The 20786-nt window shown below is 63.9% G+C and carries 19 protein-coding genes; 9 read left to right on the forward strand and 10 right to left on the reverse strand.

Going from position 1 to position 20786, the window contains the following annotated elements; all coding sequences use genetic code 11:
- Positions 1-10 precede the first annotated feature (10 nt).
- Positions 11-727, forward strand: a complete 717-nt coding sequence (gene mnmD / locus IB279_RS21665; protein ID WP_112772302.1) for a tRNA (5-methylaminomethyl-2-thiouridine)(34)-methyltransferase MnmD — start codon at positions 11-13, stop codon at positions 725-727.
- Positions 728-893: 166 nt separating this feature from the next.
- On the forward strand, positions 894-2480 hold the full coding sequence (locus IB279_RS21670; protein WP_060581679.1) for a trimethylamine methyltransferase family protein: 1587 nt from the start codon (positions 894-896) through the stop codon (positions 2478-2480).
- A gap of 54 nt (positions 2481-2534) precedes the next feature.
- On the opposite strand, the gene IB279_RS21675 is transcribed toward IB279_RS21670, so the two are convergent.
- Both IB279_RS21675 and IB279_RS21680 read right to left on the reverse strand, forming a co-directional pair.
- The gene (locus IB279_RS21675) at positions 2535-2984 is read right to left on the reverse strand and encodes a host attachment protein (protein ID WP_034789016.1); all 450 of its coding nucleotides are present in this window, start codon (positions 2982-2984) and stop codon (positions 2535-2537) included.
- A 127-nt stretch (positions 2985-3111) separates the two neighbouring features.
- Positions 3112-3786 carry a YafY family protein gene (locus IB279_RS21680; RefSeq protein ID WP_090298358.1) on the reverse strand — a complete coding sequence of 225 codons (675 nt, stop codon included), beginning with the start codon at positions 3784-3786 and terminating at the stop codon, positions 3112-3114.
- 143 nt (positions 3787-3929) lie between these two features.
- Between IB279_RS21680 and IB279_RS21685 the strand changes: the two genes are divergently transcribed.
- The 3 genes from IB279_RS21685 to IB279_RS21695 all read left to right on the forward strand — a co-directional run bounded on the left by IB279_RS21685 (position 3930) and on the right by IB279_RS21695 (position 7213).
- Positions 3930-4229 (forward strand): hypothetical protein, encoded by a 300-nt coding sequence (locus IB279_RS21685; RefSeq protein ID WP_034789021.1) that lies wholly within the window; start codon positions 3930-3932, stop codon positions 4227-4229.
- Positions 4230-4267: 38 nt separating this feature from the next.
- Positions 4268-5368 (forward strand): DNA alkylation repair protein, encoded by a 1101-nt coding sequence (locus tag IB279_RS21690; protein WP_112772304.1) that lies wholly within the window; start codon positions 4268-4270, stop codon positions 5366-5368.
- A gap of 294 nt (positions 5369-5662) precedes the next feature.
- Positions 5663-7213, forward strand: coding sequence for a DEAD/DEAH box helicase (locus IB279_RS21695; protein WP_060518966.1), 1551 nt, complete (start codon positions 5663-5665; stop codon positions 7211-7213).
- 147 nt (positions 7214-7360) lie between these two features.
- Here the strand turns inward: IB279_RS21695 and IB279_RS21700 are convergent, their stop codons facing one another.
- From IB279_RS21700 to IB279_RS21710, 3 genes are all read right to left on the reverse strand, one after another.
- Positions 7361-8236 (reverse strand): DMT family transporter, encoded by an 876-nt coding sequence (locus tag IB279_RS21700; protein WP_034803471.1) that lies wholly within the window; start codon positions 8234-8236, stop codon positions 7361-7363.
- Positions 8237-8418: 182 nt separating this feature from the next.
- Entirely contained in the window at positions 8419-8874 is a 456-nt protein-coding gene (locus IB279_RS21705; protein WP_112772305.1) for a GyrI-like domain-containing protein, read from the reverse strand.
- A gap of 82 nt (positions 8875-8956) precedes the next feature.
- A complete protein-coding gene (locus IB279_RS21710; RefSeq protein ID WP_112772306.1) occupies positions 8957-9826 on the reverse strand; it encodes a LysR substrate-binding domain-containing protein in 870 nt (289 codons plus the stop codon).
- Positions 9827-9906: 80 nt separating this feature from the next.
- Between IB279_RS21710 and IB279_RS21715 the strand changes: the two genes are divergently transcribed.
- From IB279_RS21715 to IB279_RS21730, 4 genes are all read left to right on the forward strand, one after another.
- The gene (locus IB279_RS21715) at positions 9907-10986 is read left to right on the forward strand and encodes a YeiH family protein (RefSeq protein WP_090298347.1); all 1080 of its coding nucleotides are present in this window, start codon (positions 9907-9909) and stop codon (positions 10984-10986) included.
- A 234-nt stretch (positions 10987-11220) separates the two neighbouring features.
- Complete coding sequence (locus tag IB279_RS21720; protein WP_034803477.1) at positions 11221-12615, forward strand: circularly permuted type 2 ATP-grasp protein; 1395 nt, start codon at positions 11221-11223, stop codon at positions 12613-12615.
- Between the two features lie 3 nt (positions 12616-12618).
- Positions 12619-13557: an alpha-E domain-containing protein gene (locus tag IB279_RS21725; RefSeq protein ID WP_034803460.1), complete on the forward strand. Its 939-nt coding sequence runs from the start codon at positions 12619-12621 to the stop codon at positions 13555-13557.
- Positions 13558-13670: 113 nt separating this feature from the next.
- Entirely contained in the window at positions 13671-14534 is an 864-nt protein-coding gene (locus IB279_RS21730) for a transglutaminase family protein (RefSeq protein ID WP_192339800.1), read from the forward strand.
- A gap of 51 nt (positions 14535-14585) precedes the next feature.
- Here IB279_RS21730 and IB279_RS21735 read toward each other — a convergent pair whose 3' ends face one another.
- The 5 genes from IB279_RS21735 to araD1 form a co-directional block, all read right to left on the reverse strand.
- Complete coding sequence (locus tag IB279_RS21735) at positions 14586-15254, reverse strand: hypothetical protein (RefSeq protein ID WP_060518841.1); 669 nt, start codon at positions 15252-15254, stop codon at positions 14586-14588.
- A 231-nt stretch (positions 15255-15485) separates the two neighbouring features.
- Positions 15486-15872, reverse strand: coding sequence for a nuclear transport factor 2 family protein (locus IB279_RS21740; protein ID WP_112772307.1), 387 nt, complete (start codon positions 15870-15872; stop codon positions 15486-15488).
- A gap of 517 nt (positions 15873-16389) precedes the next feature.
- Positions 16390-18135 (reverse strand): L-arabinonate dehydratase, encoded by a 1746-nt coding sequence (gene araD / locus IB279_RS21745; protein ID WP_034803454.1) that lies wholly within the window; start codon positions 18133-18135, stop codon positions 16390-16392.
- A gap of 55 nt (positions 18136-18190) precedes the next feature.
- Positions 18191-19624 carry an aldehyde dehydrogenase family protein gene (locus IB279_RS21750; protein WP_192339802.1) on the reverse strand — a complete coding sequence of 478 codons (1434 nt, stop codon included), beginning with the start codon at positions 19622-19624 and terminating at the stop codon, positions 18191-18193.
- 66 nt (positions 19625-19690) lie between these two features.
- Positions 19691-20686 (reverse strand): AraD1 family protein, encoded by a 996-nt coding sequence (gene araD1 / locus IB279_RS21755; RefSeq protein ID WP_112771983.1) that lies wholly within the window; start codon positions 20684-20686, stop codon positions 19691-19693.
- Between the last annotated feature and the right edge of the window lie 100 nt (positions 20687-20786).

Here is a 20786-nt window from a genome sequence, read left to right on the forward strand (position 1 = left end):
CGCCTTGGCCATGACAGGATCCGCAGACCCGATCGAGCCCCCGGCGCACCAGAACCTTGATTGGCACGAGGGCGATATGCCCTATTCCCGGGAGTTTGGCGATCACTTTTATTGCCGCACCGACGGGCGGCTGGAGTGCGGCCACGTCTTCCTGTCGGGCAACGGCCTGCCCGATCGTTGGGTCGGTGCGGGCACCTTCCGCATCGGCGAACTCGGCTTCGGTACCGGGCTCAATTTCTGCGAGACGTGGCGCCAGTGGAAGATGACCGCGGCCGCTGGCGACCAGCTGCAGTTCGTGTCCTTCGAACGCTTTCCGATGGCGGCCGAAGAGATTTCGCGCGCCCTCAGCCATTGGCCGGAGATCGACACGGAGCGCCAGGCGCTGGCCTCGCGCTGGCCGGTCGAGCCTGATGGTGATGTCCAGATCGACTTTGGTGACGGCGTCAGCCTCACGGTCGTCTGCGGCGCGGCACTCGGCGGCGTCGCCCGCGCTGAAGACCCGTTCGAAGCCTGGTATCTCGACGGCTTCGCGCCGTCGCGCAATCCCGACATGTGGTCGGAGGACCTGATGCGGCTGGTCTTCGAAAAGACCACGCCCGGCGGCAGCTTCGCCACCTATGCCGCCGCCGGTTTCGTCCGACGCAATTTGCAGGCCGCAGGCTTTGCCGTCGAGAAGCGCAAGGGTTTTGCCGGCAAACGCGAGATGTTGCGGGGCGACCGAGCCTAGCGCTCGTCGCGATTGCGGCCTGTCTTGAACGGTTGCGCCACCCGACTGCAGAAATGCGTCAGCGCAAGCGTTTTACTCCACAAGAGAACTGAACTGTCGCAAATGGCGGGCCATCGCCGTCTCGAATCTGCGACACACTCCCCATCGGCAACACGGTGGGTCTTTCATGAACGACGATCAGTTTCCCGATGCAGCAACCGGCGACGCAGCCTCGACGCCGCTGGAGCGCCGACGCCGCCCGGGCGGGCGCAGCGCCGAGCGTGTGCGCAAGTCTCCCGGCGGGAAATATCTCAATCTTGTCAATACGCTGGCGAAATCCACCGTACTTTCGGATGATGCGCTTGAATCGGTGCATGAGGCATCGCTGACGATCCTCGAAGAGATCGGCATGGACGTTATCCTGCCGGAGGCGCGCGAGCGGATGAAGGCGGCTGGCGCCGACGTGACGCCCGGCACCGACCGGGTGCGCTTCGACCGCGGTCTGATCATGGACATGATCGCCTCTGTTCCTCCGGCCTTCACCATGCACGCCCGCAACCCGGCCCGCAATGTCGCGATCGGCGGCAACAATCTGGTGTTCGCCCAGATCGCCAGCGCGCCGTTCGTCGCAGACCGGGACGGCGGCCGCCGCACCGGCAACCAGGAAGATTACCGCAAGCTGGTGAAGCTCGCGCAGTCCTATGACATCGTCCACACGACCGGCGGCTATCCGGTCGAGCCGGTCGACATCCATGCCTCGGTGCGCCACCTCGATTGCCTCTCCGACATGGTGAAGCTCACCGACAAGGTGTTCCACGTCTATTCGCTGGGCAAGCAGCGCAACACCGACGGCATCGAGATCGCCCGCATCGGCCGTGGCATCACGATGGAGCAGATGGAGCGCGAGCCGTCGCTCTTCACCATCATCAACACCTCCTCGCCGCTCCGGCTCGACGGGCCGATGCTGCAGGGCATCATCGAGATGTCCTCGCGCAACCAGGTGGTGGTCGTCACGCCCTTCACGCTCGCCGGCGCCATGGCGCCGGTGACGATCGCCGGTGCGCTCGTCCAGCAGAACGCCGAAGCGCTCTGCGGCATCGCCTTCACCCAGATGGTCAGGCGCGGCGCACCTGTGATGTATGGCGGCTTCACCTCCAACGTCGACATGAAGACCGGAGCGCCCGCCTTCGGCACGCCGGAATACATGAAGGCGGTGGTCGCCGGGGGCCAGCTCGCCCGCCGCTACAACATCCCCTACCGCACCTCGAACACCAATGCCGCCAATACGCTAGACGCTCAAGCGGCCTACGAATCCGCCATGTCGCTCTGGGCGCTGACGCAAGGGGGCGGCAATTTCGTCATGCATGCCGCCGGCTGGACCGAAGGTGGGCTTACGGCCTCCTTCGAGAAGTTCATTCTCGACGTCGACATGTTGCAGATGGTGGCGGAATACCTGACCCCGCTTGATGTCAGCGAAGATGCGCTGGGCCTCGATGCCGTGCGCGACGTCGGCCCGGGCGGCCATTACTTCGGCACGCTGCACACGCTGCAGCGCTACGAGACCGCCTTCTATTCACCGATCCTGTCGGACTGGCGCAACTTCGAGACCTGGACCGAAGCCGGGCGGCCGACGACATACGATCACGCCAACCGGATCTTCAAACAGAAGCTGAACGAATACGAGCGCCCGCCCCTCGATCCGGCGATCGAGGAGGAACTCGATGCCTTTGTCGCCAAACGCAAGGCCGAGGGCGGCGTCCCCACCGACTTCTGACGGGACGCCTTGGGTAAACCGGAAAGCGTTACGAAGTCCGGCTGCGGCCGAGCCTTAAGGGAACACCGCGGCCCGTGCCGTTGCGATCAGTTGCTCGGTGGTTGCAGCCACGCAGTTGCGGTCGATCTCGGCGACTGTCCGCTCGCGGACATGGGCGGAAAGCTGCTTGCGGAGATCGCCAAGCGTCCGGGGTGCTGCGCAAATCACCAGGCTGTCGAAGGCATGGTTGGCGGCGTAGCTCTCCAGCCTTCCGGCCACGTCCGCAACAAAGCGCTGCTGCTCCTCGCGAACGGGATCGCTCTTGTATTCCATGGCCGAGCGTCCGTGTCCGACGGACGAATGCGACCGGCCCGGCTTGTCGGCCATGATGTCCTGAACGCGCTTCGGTTCGGTGTGAAAGGTCTCCTCCTCCGGCCGCTGGCGCTCTTCCTTCAACAGGTTCACGCCCTTGACGATGCGCGCGGTGTTGCCATCCGCGGCCAGTATCCAAGTCCGGTTCTGCACGATTGTCTCCCAGTGAAAGGTGTGGATCGCGAAGGGTCATGAAGACCCTGTAAAGGAAACGAACGAGCGGCGATCCGGTTCCATCGGAAGGTGCCGATGATGCTGATTATTTGGCCGGATGCGCCGCTCACATCCGCGCGATATAGGCTTCGAAGCTGCGTTCCGGCGTCACCTCGTAACGCTCGCGCTGGACATGAAGCGTGCTGATCCTGTCGACCCGGAAATCGCGGAAATCCGACCTCAGTTCGCACCAGCCCGTCAGCAGCCAGAAGTGGCCGAAGACGCTGAGGCCGAGTGGCCAGATGGTGCGTTCGGAATGTTCGTCCTTGAGGCTGTCATAGGCCAGGCGAAGCTTGCGGCGACCGGCGATCGCCAGGCGGATCTCGCCGAGCAGCGCCGGCGGTTCCGGCTGGAGCGAAGAGCGGAAGGCGCGAAGGGGCGCGGCTGTCAGCCGCTGCCGATGTTCGGGCGGCAGACCATGGGCGATCTTCTCCATCGCCTCGCGCGCCGCCTGGGCGAGCCTGCCGTCGCCGAGCATCTGCACGGCGCGGGCGCCGAAAGCGAGCGCTTCGAGCTGCTCGAAGGTAAAGGCAAGCGGCGGCGCATCGAACGCACCGCGCAGGAGATAGCCGACACCGCGTTCGCCGTCGATCGGCGCGCCGGAGGCGATCAGGTGCTCCATGTCGCGATAGATGGTGCGCTGGGCGACCTCCATCTTCTCGGCGATCTCGCGCGCCGTCATCACCCGGCCGCTCGCGCGCAGGAGCTGGATGATGCGAAACAGCCGGTCGGCGGGTCTCATGCCTGGCCTCCCCACGGCAAGACTTCGTTCTAAAGGGCTACCGCGCGCCTCGCGTGTCCACAAGCACGGCACCGTGGATAATGGCCATAAGGCTGTCAGTTGCCCTGTGTTAAATCAAGCGACAACTCACAGGGAGCCTCATCATGACCAGCGATCACATCCTTGAACTTGCCGTCTGCATCGTCACCGACAGGCCGGCGGCCACAGCCACGCGCCAGCGAGCGATGCAGGCCGTTTCCCGCTATCCGGGCTTCGTCTCCTGGCGCGCGGTCGATTCCTGCGAGACCTCGGGCATGTTCGCAGACCTGGTCGAATGGGAGACACTGGAGGCTGCGCAATCGGCCGGAGAGCGCGTCCGGGTCGATCCGGAGTTCGCACCTTACGCAGCGACGATCAGCGCGGTAATGCTCGTGCAGCATTTTAGCGGCGGCCAGAGGATCTGACCGGCCCGGAATTGGACGAGCAAAGGACTGCCTGAGCGATGGCCGAACCACTGAAGAATCTGCTGCACCCCGGTGTCGTCATCGCCATCGCCGATGCGCTCGAACGCAACGCCGCCGGTTTCGACCGCAAGAGGTTCGTGGCGCTTGCGGGTGACGGGCTGGAGGCGCTGGAGCTGATGCAGCGCTCGCTGCAGATCCGCGACGCGCTGGTCGAGACGCTGCCGCAGGCGTTTCCGGAGGCGGCCGCCAACCTCCACGCCTGCCTTCCTCGCGACGGCGCCGACGGCATCAGCGGCTGGTCGCTGCTGCCCTTCAGCCAGTACGTCGCCTTGCGCGGCCTCGACGACTTCGACCTTTCGCTGTCGCTGCTGCGGGCGCTGACGCCGCATTTCACAGCCGAGTTCGGCATCCGCGTCTTCATCGATCGCGACCAGGAGCGCGCCCTCGCGACGATCCGGGACTGGACGAAGGATCCCAACCATCACGTCCGGCGACTGGCGAGCGAAGGTACCCGCCCGCGCCTGCCCTGGGCGATGCGACTGCCGCAGCTCATCCGCGATCCGCAGCCGATCCTGCCGATCCTGACCGCGCTTCTCGACGACCCCGAGGAGTATGTGCGCCGCTCGGTTGCCAACAGCCTCAACGACATCGCCAAGGACCATTCGGATCTGGTGGCTGCTTTCGTCGCCGAACATATCGGCGACGCATCGCCGGAGCGCCGCCAGCTTCTGCGCCACGCCTCGCGCACGCTGCTGAAGCAGGGGCACGCGGACGCGCTCGGCAATTTCGGTTTCGCTCCCCCGGCCGGCATCAATGCGCGCTTTTCGCTCGATCGTTCGGACATCGTGCTTGGCGAAAGCCTCGGCCTGCGCCTCGCCGTCAGCCATGACGCCGAGACGAGCCAGAAGGTGATGATCGACTACGCTGTGCACCATCGCAAGGCGAACGGCACCACGTCGCCGAAAGTCTTCAAGTGGACGTCGGCTTTGCTTACCCCCGGCGCATCGATCGAGATCGAGAAACGCCATGCGATCCGGCCCATCACGACCCGTCGCTATTACCCGGGCGCGCATCGCATCGTCATCCTCGTCAACGGCCAGGAAGCGGCAGAAGCAGGCTTCGATCTCGCGCTTGAGTAGATCTCATTTCGCACCTGCGAAAAGATGGACCTTGACTTTTTCGTCCAAACCAACGACATGGTGCCCAGCGTCACCTTCCGGCCGCCGCGTGAGCGCGCCCTCGGCAGACATCGAAAGCCGTGAAGAAGGATAGCGCACATATCACCGCGATAGGCGGTACAGCACAGGCGCTTGACGACTTAATTCAACCCACAAGTTCCCAATTCACGCGGGGTTCTTGACGCCGAACGACACCGGAACAGCAACAATGCGGTTCCGGCGAATGCGTTTGGCGCCCCCAAAAGGTATATGCATTTGTCCACCTTTAAAGATCTCGGCCTCTCCGAGCACATTCTGGAAACCCTGACTGCCAACGGCTTCGAAAAGCCGACCCCGATCCAGGCTCAGGCGATCCCGCTGGTGCTGAAGGGCAACGATCTCATCGGTCTCGCCCAGACCGGCACCGGCAAGACGGCCGCCTTCGGCCTGCCGATGATCGAGAAGCTCGTTGCCGAAGGCAAGCGCCCCGATCCGCGCAACATTCGCGCCCTGGTTCTGGCGCCGACCCGCGAACTGGTCAACCAGATCGCCGCCAACCTCAAGCTGTTCGTCAAGAAGTCACCGCTGAAGATCGGCGTTGTCGTTGGTGGCGTCTCGATCAACAAGCAGACCGAACAGCTCGCCCGCGGTGTCGACATCCTGGTCGCAACGCCGGGCCGCCTGCTCGACCTCGTTGCCCGCAAGGCCGTGACGCTGACGCAGGGCCGCTACCTGGTGCTCGACGAAGCCGACCAGATGCTCGACCTCGGCTTCATCCACGACCTGCGCAAGATCTCCAAGCTGGTGCCGAAGAACCGCCAGACGCTGCTCTTCTCGGCCACCATGCCGAAGCAGATCGCCGAGCTTGCTGGCGAGTACCTGACCAACCCGGTCAAGGTCGAAGTCACGCCTCCGGGCAAGGCTGCCGACAAGGTCGAACAGTATGTTCACTTCGTTCCCGGCAAGGACCTGAAGACGACCATCCTCAAGAAGACGCTGACAGAGAACCCGGACGGCCTGTCGCTGATCTTCAGCCGCACCAAGCATGGCGCCGAGAAGCTGATGAAGCATCTCGACCACGTCGGCTTCAAGGCCGCCTCGATCCACGGCAACAAGAGCCAGGGCCAGCGCGAGCGCGCGCTCAAGGCCTTCCGTGACGGCGAGATCCGTGTGCTGGTCGCGACCGACGTCGCCGCCCGCGGCATCGATATCCCCGGCGTTACCCACGTCTACAACTACGACCTGCCGGAAGTGCCGGATGCCTATGTTCACCGCATCGGCCGCACCGCGCGCGCCGGCCGCGACGGCATCGCCATCGCCTTCTGCGCGCCGGACGAAATCCGCCTGCTGCGCGACATCGAAAAGCTGATGGGCATCAACATTGCCGTTGCCAGCGGCGAGGCGCCCGCCGACCAGGCGCGTCCGGCCAAGGGCCGCGGCGGCCGTGGCAACAACGGCGCCGGCCACCGCAAGGGCAATGGCGGCGGTCACCACCAGAACGGCGGCCGTCCGCCGCGCCGTGAGCGTCCGGCCGGCGAGCCGGTTGCTGCGACCAGCGGCTTCACCGGTGACGACCTTTTGCGCGACGAGCGTCGCCCGCAGCGCCAGGAGCGCCGCGATCACGGCCATCCGCAGACCGACGGCCGTGGCGAAGGCAACCGCAACCACGAAGGCAAGAAGCACCACGGACGTCCCGGCCAGAAGCAGGGCGACCGTCGTGACCGCAACCATGGCGGCCGCAACGAAAACCGTGGCGGTGGCGAGCGTCGCGAAGGCGGCCAGGGCCAGCGTCGGGGCAATGGCGGCAATCGCGGCCACCAGGGCTGACCGAGGCGCTGCGTGTCAACCGGGCGCGCAAAAGCCAGCGTAGAACTTTGAAATGTGAACGGCGGGTCGCTTCGGCCCGCCGTTTTAGTTTTGGGCCATGCGCATGCCGCTATTGCAAAACCGCTTCACACTCTCGCGCGTCGTGCTTCACGCCTGCTTGCGGTTCGTGAGATAGACGCCAGCAACGGCAATGATGGTGCCGATGACCATCGGCAGCGTCAGCGCTTCGCCGAAGAAGAGCCACGCCTGCACGGCGGCAAGCGGCGGCACGAGATAGATCAGCGACGCTGCGCGCGACACCTGCCCTCGACGGATCAGATAAAGCAGCAGCGCGATCGCGCCCATCGAGAGCCCGAGAACCGACCAGGCAAGTGCCAGAACCACCTGGAGGTTCCAGGTGACGTGCAGGTCTTCGAGCATCAGCGCCAGCGGGATCGTCACGATCAGCGCGCCGAGATATTGCAGCGCTGCGATGGTGCGGATGTCACCGCTCTGCAGATGGCGCTTCTGGTAGAGCGTGCCATAGGTGACGGCGCCCATGCCGAGCACGTTGATGATCACAGGCAGAAAGTGAATCGGCGTCGCACCGGTGTCGATCGCCAGAACCTTCGGCAGGACGGCAAGCGCAATGCCGAAGAAGCCGAGCACCAGCCCGAGCTTCTGCTGCGTGCTCAGCCTCTCGTCGATGACGAAGGCCGCGGCGACCGCGGTCATCAGCGGCTGCAGGCCGGCGATGATGCCGGAAATGCCGGCCGGCACGCCCTCGCCGATCGCCCACCAGACCGACCCGAGATAGAGCCCGTGCAGGAACATGCCGGACACGATCGCATGACCGGCCATTTTCCAGGACTTCGGCCATCGTGCGCCGGTGACGACGCAGAACAGGATGAAGAGCGCGATCGCCAGCGTGTAGCGCAACACGAGAAAGGTCAGCGGATCTGCGTAGACCGCAGCATATTTCGCCACCACCCAGCCGGTGGACCAGAGCAGAACGAAGATGGCGGGAGCCAGACGGGCGAGCATGGTGAGCCTATCGGAATGACGGCGGCAGGTGGAAGCAATGAACCGCCTTCGCTGAAGCGCGTCGGGCCGTTGTAACGCTTTGATCTGCCGCTGATTTCGCGCTCAAATCCCTCCGATTTAAGCACTCATGCAAGTATCCGCGCCGGTATTGATCGTCAAAGCAATTTTTCTGATGGGAAGCATCAGCCAATCGGAACCATCAGCCTGAGCGAGGATAGCGACAGCGAGACGAAACCGGGATCGTACTCCTCGCGATAGTGCAGCAAGGCGGTATCGACCGCGTGGCCTTCGGCCGCGATCCAGTCGAACATTCTCTGGTAATGGGCAAAGACGTCGCCGCTGTCAGGGTGTTGCAGGGCCGTGACGAAGCGCATGGCCGGCAGGTCGACAAAGCCTGGGTGCACGGTCGTCTCTGCCTTGTCGGAAACATAGCCGACGAGATAGCGGAATCCATCCGGGCGATCGTTCCAGGAGATGCCGACCAAGGCTGCATGATCGCCTGGATGAAGATGCTGGTGATGCCCCTGCATTTCGGCGATCAGCCGGCGAACGGCACCATCGGCCGCCTCGCCGAAGGTGCCCTCCCAGAACGATCCGGAAATGCGCTGTGCGGGTCTCTCGACAATTTCGAACACCATGGTCGCCTCTTAAAAAAGAGATCCTGCAGCGATTGCCAGGGGTCTCCCGCATGGCAAGCCCTGGAGCAAAACGGAATTTGCCTCAAAGCAGTTCCACGAAGGCCCGCGCCGCGTGGCTGAACTGCCTCTCGCGGTGGGTCAAAAGCTCGAAGCTGCGCTCAGCCAGTTCGAACGGCAGTTCCACGAGCCGGCCGCTATCGACGAAAGGTTGTGCTGCGAGCCGGGAAACGGCCGTGACGAAAGGACCGCTTCCGACCGCCGTCAGCACCGCCTCGTTCGAGGGCAGCTCAAGCTCGATCCTGAGCCGATCGACGTCTGCTCCATGATCATTCATCGATTGCAGGAACATTGCCCGCGTGCCGGAGCCATCTTCGCGCAGCACCCAGCGCGCAGAAAGCAGCATTTCCAGATTGACGGCAGCCCCAACGAACGCGTGCGAGGGCGCGGCATAGACGGCGATGCGATCGACGGCGACGCGGCGATGGTCGAGCTTGGCGCCATCCACGCGCCCCTCGACGAAGCCGAGCTGCGCCGTGCCCTCTTCCACCGCCTCGGCGACGACGGCCGTGTTGCGCACGGTGAGCTTCACATCGACCTGGGGATAGTCGTGGGTGAAGCGGGCAAGGCGCGACGGCAGCCAATAGCTCGCGACCGTCTGGCTGGCAGCGATCGACAGTTCGCCGCGGCGAAGCTCCGAGAGATCGCGCAGGCAGGCAGTGGCGGCGAGCGCCCGGGCGAGCACCGCCTTTGCCTCCGGCAGGAAGATCTTGCCGGCATCGGTCAGCGTCAGGCCGCGGCCGACGCGATCGAACAATCTGATGTCGTGCTGGGTTTCGAGCGCCGCGATGGCCGCGCTTGCGGCCGACTGCGTGACGTTCATCGCCTCGGCGGCTTTGGTCATGTGCAGCCGCTCGGCGACCGCGACGAAGATTTTAAGCTGATCGAGTGTCATGGAAGATCAATCGCAAAAATCGATCAGAATGACAAGAATAATCCGTTAGACTGATTCATGGATGAGCGTAGGTTGCGCCCATGTCCAGATCGCATTCCCCATTTCGCTCCCAATTTTCCTCAGTCGCCTCCCGCCTGACGTGCATTCTTCCGGGCCTTTTCCTCTGCTGTCTCGTCGCACTTGCGGCCATCGGTCTGGAATGGATCGAGCGGCGCTGGACCGGCCGCGCTTGGCTGGAAGCGCTCGTTCTCGCGATCCTTCTCGGCGCTATCGTCCGCACCCTCTGGACGCCCGGCCCCCGCTTCCTCTCCGGCATCCACTTCTCGGCGAAAGTCCTGCTGGAGACAGCGATCGTGCTAATCGGCGCGATGCTGAGCTTCGACGCGATCGCAGCGAGCGGGCCGACCCTGCTCGTCACTATCGTCGCCATGGTTCTTCTGTCGATTTCCACCGGCTACCTGATTGCGCGCATGCTCGGGCTGCCGAAACGCCTGGCGACCTTGATTGCCTGCGGCAACGCCATCTGCGGCAACTCGGCGATCGCCGCCGTCGCACCGGCCATCGGTGCCCGCGGCGAGGAGGTCGCAGCTGCAATTTCTTTTACCGCCATCCTCGGCATCGCCGTCGTCCTGTCGCTGCCCTTCGTCGGCGGTTGGCTCGGCATGACGCCCCAGGGCTACGGCGTCTTTGCCGGCATGACCGTCTATGCCGTACCCCAGGTCCTGGCCGCGGCCAGCCCCTTCAGCCCGCTCTCGGTCCAGGTGGGCACGCTGGTCAAGCTCGTGCGCGTGCTGATGCTCGGCCCCGTCGTCTTCTGCTTCTCGCTAATTGGCAGCCGCGATACCGAGCCGGAATGCAAAGCGCCCAGACAACGGAAGTCGCGCCTCGCCACGATCCTCCATTTCGTTCCCTGGTTCATTCTGGGTTTCCTCGCCGTTGCGATCGCCCGCAACAGCGGCGCAATCTCCGACACACTCGCGACCGACGCCGTGACGGTCTCCACCTGGCTGACGGTCATCGCCATGGCCGCCCTCGGCCTTGAGGTCGACATCCGCGCGCTCGCCCATTGCGGGCCGCGTGCAAGTGCTGCCGCCACATTGTCGCTGCTGGTGCTCTGTCTCCTCGCGGTCCTCGCGATCGTCTGCCTGGGTCTCGGCTAGCTTCGGCGCCCGCGTCCAAATTTAGAGCAAGTGCATATTTCTTGCCCACCCGGTCGCAACCACTTTCTGCGACCGGATGCGGCTGCCCTGTCGTTGGGCAGATTTCCCCGCGAACGGGCGCTTCTGGCGTGGCCAACTTTCTTTTCAGGCGACTGAGCACGCTTCTTGCATTGCAACCAGCCTTGTACTCAAATGGTCAAAAATAAGGGGACCACGCCTTTGGCATTTGACGAAATGATGAATGCGGACAGCAGTCCGCGCCAGCCATATTCGACCTATCATGATTGGTATGCCAGCCAGGACAGAAATCGGCTCATAGCGAAATCCAAGGACGCCGAGAACATCTTCCGGAAAACCGGCATCACCTTCGCGGTCTACGGACACGCAGACAGTTCCGAAAAGCTCATCCCCTTCGATCTCATCCCCCGCATCATCTCCGGCCGCGAATGGCGCAAGCTCGCCCAGGGCATCGAACAGCGGGTCATCGCTCTCAACGCCTTTCTCGACGACATCTACCACAAGCAGGAAATCATCCGCGCCGGCCGCATCCCGCGCGAACTGATCGAGAAGAACGAAGCCTTCCTGCCGCAGATGATCGGTTTCCGCCCGCCGGGCGGCGTCTATACCCACATTGTCGGCACCGACATCGTCAGAACCGGCGAAGACCAGTTCTACGTTCTCGAAGATAACGCGCGTACCCCGTCCGGCGTCAGCTACATGCTGGAAAATCGCGAAACGATGATGCAGATGTTCCCGGAACTCTTCCATCAGAACCGCGTGCGCCCGGTCGAGAACTACCCCTACCTGCTGCGGCAGAGCCTTTCGTCGCTAGCCCCTCCCGGCTGCAGCGGCAAGCCGCGCGTCGCGGTGCTGACGCCCGGCATCTACAATTCGGCCTACTACGAACACGCGTTCCTCGCCGACCAGATGGGCGTCGAGCTCGTCGAAGGATCGGACCTGCGGGTGATCGACGGCAAGGTGAAGATGCGCACCACCCGCGGCTACGAGGCGATCGACGTGCTCTACCGCCGCGTCGATGACGACTTCCTCGACCCACTCACCTTCCGACCGGATTCCGCCCTCGGCATTCCCGGCATCATGGACGTCTACCGCGCCGGCAACATCACCATTGCCAACGCGCCCGGCACCGGAATTTCCGACGACAAGGCGATCTATTCCTACATGCCCGAGATCGTCGAGTTCTATACCGGCCGCAAGCCGCTCTTGGAAAACGTCCCGACGTGGCGCTGTTCCGAGCCGCAGAGCCTCAAATACGTGCTCGAGCATCTGGAAGAGCTGGTGGTCAAGGAGGTCCACGGCTCCGGCGGCTACGGCATGCTGGTAGGCCCGACGGCGACCAGGAAGGAACGCGCCGTCTTCGCCGAGAAGCTGAAAGCCCGCCCGACCAATTACATCGCCCAGCCGACGCTTTCCCTTTCCACCGTGCCGATCCTCGTCAACAAGGGCATCGCGCCCCGGCACGTCGACCTTCGCCCCTATGTCCTCGTCTCCGACAAGGTCCAGATCATCCCCGGCGGCCTGACGCGCGTGGCGCTGAAAGCCGGTTCGCTCGTCGTGAACTCCAGCCAGGGTGGCGGGACCAAGGACACCTGGGTGCTGGAGGACTGAGAGATGCTGGGAAGAACTGCAAACGGCCTCTACTGGATGTTCCGCTATATCGAACGCGCCGAAAACAGCGCCCGGCTGATCGATGCCGGCCTGCGCATGGCGCTGACCCGCAGCGAGGCAACGGAGGGCGACTGGGACGGTGTGCTGCAAAGTGCGGGCGTGCGCGAACTTTATGACGAGGTGCACGAAACGCTGACGAGCATCGACGCGATCGACTTCCTGCTGCGCGACCGGGCCAATCCCTCAAGCGTGATGTCCTGCATCGAGGCGGGGCGCCACAATGCCCGCATGGTGCGCACGGCGCTGACGCGCGAAACCTGGGAAGCCACCAACGAGTGCTATCTCGAGATGAGGGCAATGCTGTCGAAGAAGGCGCGCCCGACGGACATGCCGGAGATCATCGACATGATCAAGCGCCGCGCCGGCCTCATCCGTGGCGCCTTCCACGGCACCATGCTTCGCAACGAGATCTTCAATTTCTCGCGCATCGGCACCTTCATCGAACGGGCCGACAACACCGCCCGCATCCTTGACGTGAAGTACTACGTGCTTCTGCCGGCGGTCGCCGCCGTCGGCTCGTCGATGGACAATGTGCAGTGGGAATCGATTCTGCGCTCGGTCTCGGCGCATCGCGCCTATGGCTGGGTCTATGACGCCGAACTTCGCCCCGCCAACATCGCCGACTTCCTGATTTCCAACGGCCGCATGCCGCGCTCGCTTGCCTATTGCTACGAGAAGATCGCCAGCAACCTCGGCTATCTCGAGCGGGAGTATGGCGAACGCCATGCCGCCCACGAGACGGCCGACCGGACGCTTGCGTCGCTGCGCAGCCAGTCGATCAAGGACATCATGGATCAGGGGCTGCATGAGTATCTCGAAGAGTTCATCAGCCACAACAACCGCCTGGGACAGGAAATCTCCGACGGCTACCGATTCTACTAGAGCAGTTCCAGCGAAAGTGTGACGCCGTTTCGCGTTTGGAATTGCGTAAAAACAAGGAGATAGAGCGCTTTCACAACTCCGTTAACCGGAAGCGTTCTAGATCGGAGGATGGCATGCACCTGAAGATCAGCCACACGACCGAATATCACTATGACGAGCCCGTGCAGTATGCCCTGCAGCGCTTGCGGCTGACGCCGCTCACCCAGGTGGGCCAGACCGTGCTCGGCTGGGAGACCCTCGTCGATGGCGCTGCGATCGAAGTGAACTACGACGACCACTTCGGCAACCGTGTTCACCTCGTCAGCATCGACGGCGACCGCGAAACGATCCATATCACGGCCTCCGGCGAGGTCCACACGGAGGACCGCGCCGGCGTCTTCGGCCCGCACCAGTCTTATGTGCCGCTGTGGCTCTTTGCACGCGAAACACCGCTTACCAAGGCCGGAAAGCTCATCCGCGAGCTCGCAAAATCCGCCGAAGGTGACACGGCCCTCGCCCGCATGCATGCGCTGATGGAGACGATCCACGAGGCGGTGACGTACAAACCCGGCGAGACCCATGCGGAAACGGCGGCCGAGGATGCGCTGGAAAGCGGCCAAGGCGTCTGCCAGGACCATGCCCATATCCTGATCGCAGCGGCCCGCTCGCTCGATCTACCGGCGCGCTACATCTCGGGCTACCTGATGATGGAGGGGCACCCCGAACAGACGGCCAGCCATGCCTGGGCCGAGGTGCATCTCAACGGGCTCGGCTGGGTCGGCTTCGATGCAGCCAACAAGATCTGCCCAGATGATCGCTATGTCCGCATCGCCTCCGGCCTCTGCTACCGCGACGCCGCCCCCATCTCCGGGCTGATCCACGGCGAGGCGAAGGAGACGCTGAAGGTGTCGGTCACGGTCGAACAGCAGCAGCAAAGCCAAAGCCAAAGCCAGAATCAAAGCCAGGCCCGGGGCCAGAGCCAAAATCAGAGTCAGTAGGTCGGAGACGGGGCGGCGGCGACGCCCCGTCGAAGCTACCGGATGTTCCGACTACCGCGAGGCGCTCGCCTGCAGGATGCGGCAGAGCGAAACCAGCCCGCTGTCATAACCGCCGCCAACGACATCGCGACAGCGTTTGATCAGCTTGACCCGCTCGCCGGCGGGCAGTGCATTGAACGCGGCCATCGAAGCGCCTGGTGAAACCGAGCCTCCCGAACCGCCTCCGGTGCCACCGCCAACGCTGCCGCCACCCCCGGAGCTCCCGCCGCCGGATCCCGTTCCAACTCCCACGCCGAGCCCAAGCCCGACGCCGTTGCCGCCGCCTGCATTGGCCTTGAGACCAGCAGTCAGGCCATTCCGTCCACCGACCGTGGCATTGACCGAAGTGTTGAGCCCTTTTCCGCCGCCAAGGCCGACATCGGCATCCGCGTTGATGCCATTGGCGCCGCCGGCGCTCGCCTGCACATCGGCGTTGACGCCTTGCGCACCGCCGATCGAGGCGTTTGCGTTGGCATTGACGCCGTTTGCGCCGCCGAGCGATGCGTCGACATCGGCCTTAAGGCCGTTCGAGCCACCAAGTCCGACATTGGCGTTCAGCCCGCTCGGGCCACCGACGGACACGCCGACGCCAAGACCGTTCGCACTCTGTGAAAATGCCGGCTGGGACAGCGCCACCGTCGCAAGAAGACCGAGCGACAACGCAAATACATTCCTCCGCATGATCGTCCTCCTAACAAGGTCAGGGTCGGAATGGCCCCGACAATGGGGATACGTCGCAGGGTTGCTGCCGGTTGCAGCGGATCAGCCGAAAAGCGAGGGTTTTGCCCGGTGTGGATAACACAGGGCGAAGATGCGGCCGAAGGCGTGTCTTTTCGAAACGATGGCCTTGGCACCCAAACAGGATCGCCGCACCGAAAGTGGTGCGGTGATCGCTCTGAGGCTCTTAGCCGATCAAAGGACGTCTGATGACGCTGGAAGGCTGGCCAATGGCCCGAAAAAACCGATGATGCGCGTAATGCGCGTCGCGTTGGGATCGAGGAATGCGATGTCCAGACCCTCGGGGAAAGATGATCCGTCGGGCATCACAAATCGCCAGGCGAAGCGTGCGATCCCATGATGAACGTCCACGTCGCTTGTCCGAGTAATACGCGCGCCCGGGTGCCCAGCCTGAATACCTGCAATGTGCGCGAGCAGTTCTTCTGCACCGGCGGCATGAACCGTCGGGTCCGTGTACGTTGCGCCATCGGCCCAGATCGGCACCAGCAACGCCCGCCTATGCTCGGCGTCCTCCGACGACCAGGCAGCGCAATACGAATCGATAAGATCTGTTAACGGCACGCTTCTTCACTCCCGTAGATCATAGGTTCCGACACGCTCCGACGGCCAAGCCGAGGCGCATGCTCCTTCTCGCCGCAAGATAGCTGACGGCTGTTCGGCTGCTGCATTTATCCTTCGATCGTCTGCGATCAATGGAGCACTGCCGCGGCCGCCCACCTGCAGGCACGCAACGTCGCGGGGGAAAACTATGACGTCGACGCTGCGACGCCAATACGCACCGCGCGGTCAGTGGTTACCCAGAGGTAAGGGAAGATGAACAGGCCCGCCGACTAGGGCTGATTGCAGCGATGAAGACGGTCGCGGGTCAGTGCGAGCATAAAAGTTACAGGTCCCGTCCCGCGACGATGCTTGCGGGTGCGCCAAGCCTGCTCAGCTCGCAGCGGCCTCCTCGACGCTGGCACCTGGGACCGTCGCACCGCAATTACGGTGCGACGGCGGCCTTTGCGCGTCTGTTATGACGCAAGCTGCGTTGAGCGCCAAAGACAAGAGCGAACTGTCCGCTCTCGCGCCGACAGCGTCAGTGGCTGTCGCGGTTCATCGGAATTTCCGCGCCGCGCGGACCGACGAGGAAGTCGAGATCCGCGCCCGTGTCGGCCTGCATCACGCTCTTGACGTAGAGGCCGGCATAACCACCCTTGAGCGGCATCACCGGCGACACCCAGGCAGCGCGACGACGGGCCAGTTCTTCGTCGGAGACATCGAGATGGATGGTGCGGGCCGGCACGTCGACGGCGATCATGTCGCCGTTTTGAACCAGTGCCAGCGGGCCGCCATCGGCCGCTTCCGGCGCCGTGTGCAGGATGACCGTACCGTAGGCCGTGCCGGACATGCGCGCATCGGAGATGCGGATCATGTCGGTAATGCCCTTTTTCAGCACCTTCGGGGGCAGGCCCATGTTGCCGACCTCGGCCATGCCCGGGTAACCCTTCGGGCCGCAATATTTCAGCACCATCACGCAGGTCTCGTCGATGTCGAGATCATCGCGATTGATGCGGGCGTGGTAGTCCTCGATGCTCTCGAACACGACCGCCCGGCCCTTGTGCTGCATCAGGTGCGGCGATGCGGCGGACGGCTTCAGCACGCAGCCCTTGGGCGCAAGATTGCCGCGCAGCACCGCGATGCCGCCGGACTTGGTCAGCGCTTTGTCGCGCGGCACGATGACGTCGTCATTGTAGTTGACGACATCCTTGACGTCGTTCCAGATCGTGTCACCGGTGACGGTCACAGCATCCTTGTGAAGGAGGCCCATTTCGCCCACGGCCTTGATCACGACCGGCAGGCCGCCGGCATAATAGAACTCCTCCATCAGGTACTTGCCCGACGGCTGCAGGTTGACGATCGTCGGCACGTCGCGGCCGAGGCGATCCCAATCGTCGAGACTGAGGTCGACACCGACACGGCCGGCAAGCGCCAAGAGGTGCAGCACGGCGTTGGTCGAGCCGCCGACAGCGCCGTTGACGCGAATGGCGTTCTCGAAGGCCTGCTTCGTCAGGATATCCGAAGGCTTCAGATCCTCCTTGACCATGTCGACGATGCGGCGGCCGGAGAGCTGGGAGATCACCCGGCGGCGGGCGTCGACGGCAGGGATCGCCGCATTGCCGGGCAGGGTCATGCCCAGCGCTTCGGCCATCGAGGCCATGGTCGAGGCCGTGCCCATGGTCATGCAGCTGCCGGCCGAGCGGGCCATGCCCTGCTCCGCATCCATGAATTCGGCGAGCGACATCTCGCCGGACTTCACCATTTCCGAGAATTGCCAGATCGCCGTGCCCGAGCCGACATCCTTGCCGCGCCACTTGCCGTTCAGCATCGGGCCGCCAGAAACGAGGATGACAGGGATGTCGACGCTGGCAGCCCCCATCAGCAGGCTCGGCGTGGTCTTGTCGCAACCGCCGAGCAGCACGACGCCATCGACCGGATTGCCGCGGATCGCCTCTTCGACGTCCATGGCCGCGAGATTGCGGAACATCATCGCCGTGGGCCGCAGCGTGCTTTCGCCAACGGAAAACACCGGGAATTCGACCGGAAAGCCACCGGCCTCGTAGACGCCGCGCTTCACCCGCTCTGCGAGATCACGCAGATGCGCGTTGCACGGCGTCAGCTCCGACCAGGTGTTACAGATGCCGATGATCGGCCGGCCATCGAAGGTGTCGGCGGGCAGGCCCTGGTTCTTCATCCAGGAGCGGTGCATGATGGCATTCTTGCCGGTACCGCCGAACCAATCCTGCGAACGCAGCTTGCGCGGCCATTCAGCTTTCTTCTTCATCTCTTCCTTCCTTATGCGGCCCGCACCGTTCACGCGGGCCCGATGACGGCGTGCTTCAGGCGAGCGTGTAGGCCGTCTTGACGGTGGTGTAGAACTCGGCGGCGTAGCGCCCCTGCTCGCGCGAGCCGTGGGACGAGCCCTTGCGGCCGCCGAAGGGCACGTGGAAATCGACGCCCGCCGTCGGCAGGTTGACCATCACCATGCCGGCCTCGGCATTGCGCTTGAAATGGGTCGCGTGCTTCAGGCTGGTGGTGGCAATGCCCGAGGACAGACCGAAGGGCGTGTCGTTGGCGACCGTGAGCGCCTCATCGTAGTCCTTGACCCGGATGACGGATGCAACCGGGCCGAAGATCTCTTCCCGAGAAATGCGCATCGCGTTCGTCGCTTCGGTAAACAGCGCCGGCTGCAGGTAGAAGCCGGGCGTGTCGCGCTTCAGAAGCTCGCCGCCGAAGGCAAGCTTGGCGCCTTCCTGTCGGCCGATGGCGATATAGTCGGTGTCCTGGTTGAGCTGGCTCTCATCGACCACCGGACCGATCTGGGTGCCGGCCTTCAAGGCGTCGTCGACAACAAGCCCCTTCATCCGTTCGCCCATGGCCGCCACGAACCGATCATGAATGCCCTCGGTGACGATGAGCCGCGAAGATGCGGTGCAACGCTGGCCGGTCGAGAAGAAGGCGGAGTTGACCGCGGCTTCCACTGCAACATTGAGGTCGGCGTCATCGAGCACGACGAAGGGGTTCTTGCCACCCATTTCCAGCTGGTATTTGCGATTGTGTTCGACCGAGGCGAGCGCCACGCGTTTGCCCGTGCCGGTCGAGCCGGTGAAGGTGATGGCGTGAATGTCCGGGCTGTCGAGCATCGCCTGGCCGACGACCGAGCCCTTGCCCATGACGAGGTTCAAGACGCCCTTCGGCAGGCCGGCGCGGTTAAGAATGTCGACGATCGCCCAGGAACTGCCGGGCACCAGTTCGGCCGGCTTGAAGACGACGGTGTTGCCGTAGCAGAGTGCCGGCGCGATCTTCCAGGCGGGAATGGCGATCGGGAAGTTCCAGGGCGTGATGATGCCGACGACACCGACCGGCTCGCGGGTGATCTCGACGCCGATATTGGGTCTTGCCGACGGCAGCACCTCGCCCGCCAACCGCAGGCACTCGCCGGCGAAGAAGTCGAAGATCTGGCCGGCGCGCACCGTCTCGCCGATGCCTTCGGCCAAGGTCTTGCCTTCCTCACGCGACAAGAGCTTTCCGAGTTCGTCCTTGCGGGCAAGGATCTCGTCGGCGGTCTTCCTCAGGATCGCGTGGCGCTCGAGAATACCGGAGCGCGACCAGGCCGGAAACGCCGCCTTGGCGGCCGCGATCGCTGCGCGCGCATCCTCGGCTGACGCGCGGGCATATTCGCCGACCACGTCGTTGGTATCGGACGGGTTGATATTGGCGACCCCGTCACCGCCGACCCATTCGCCGGCTATCAGGTTCTGGTGCAAAGTCATGGCCTCAGGCCTCCTTCATAGATGCGCATGACCGTCCCTCGCGAACGGTCGCGCTTAGGAGATGTGTCAGAGCTGGCGGATCGCGACCTCTTCGTCAGCTGCGATCGCAAGAGCGTTGCGGAGCGGAAGGCCGAAACCATCGGCCTCGATCTCAAACACGTCACCTTCCTCGGTGCGGATGCCATCACCGAAGGACAGCGTCGCCGTGCCGAACATGTGCACGTGGATGTCGCCCGGCTGGCGGAACAGGCCATACTTGAAATGGTGATGCTCGAGATTGGCGAAGCTGTGCGACATGTTGGCTTCGCCCGACAGGAACGGCTTTTCCCACAGCACCTTGCCACCACGCAGGATACGCGACATGCCGCGAATGTCCTCCGGTGCGACACCGATGCGGATCTCCGGACCGAAGCTCGCCTGGCGCAGCTTCGAATGCGCGAGCCAGAGATAGTTGACCCGTTCAGTCTTGTGGTCGGAGAATTCGTTGGCAACGGCAAAACCGATGCGGAACGGCACGCCCTTCTCGGAGATCACGTAGATCCCGGCCATTTCCGGCTCCTCGCCACCATCCTCGGCAAAGGCGGGCGAAACGAGTGCCGACCCCGGCGCGACCGCGGAGGTGCCGTTGCCTTTGTAGAACCATTCCGGCTGCACGCCTGTTTCGCCAGCCCTCGGCTTGCCACCTTCGAGCCCCATGCGGAACATCTTCATCGAGTCGGTCAGGGTTTCCTCGGCCGCCTCGCTCGTCTTCTTGTGCATGGCGTCGCGGGTCGCAGCCGAGCCGAGATGGGTGAGACCCGTGCCGGTCAGGTGCAGGTGTGCCGGATCCGGATGAGTGATCGGCGGCAGGAAGCGCCCCTCCGCATAGGCCTTTTCGAGGTCGACGACGGCGCCGAGCCCATTGGCCTCGATCGTCTGCTTCAGGCTCCGTCCGGCATTGGCCGCTTCCATCGCCAGCGCATAGACGCTTGTCGCGCCGTTCACCGCATGCGCCGCCTCACCCGGCAGCCGTACCGCCACCGTGATCGACCCGTCTTCGTTCCTGATCTGCGAAATCAGCACGATGCTATCCTTCCTATCGTCTTGGGTCGCTGTGTTCGCCTCTTCAAGGCAAAAGCGTCCCCGTGGGTGGCTTTCGCCACCCAATTCCGGCGGACCAATC

It is taken from the genome of Ensifer sp. ENS06, from assembly GCF_014852205.1.
Taxonomy (GTDB): Bacteria; Pseudomonadota; Alphaproteobacteria; order Rhizobiales; family Rhizobiaceae; genus Ensifer; species Ensifer adhaerens.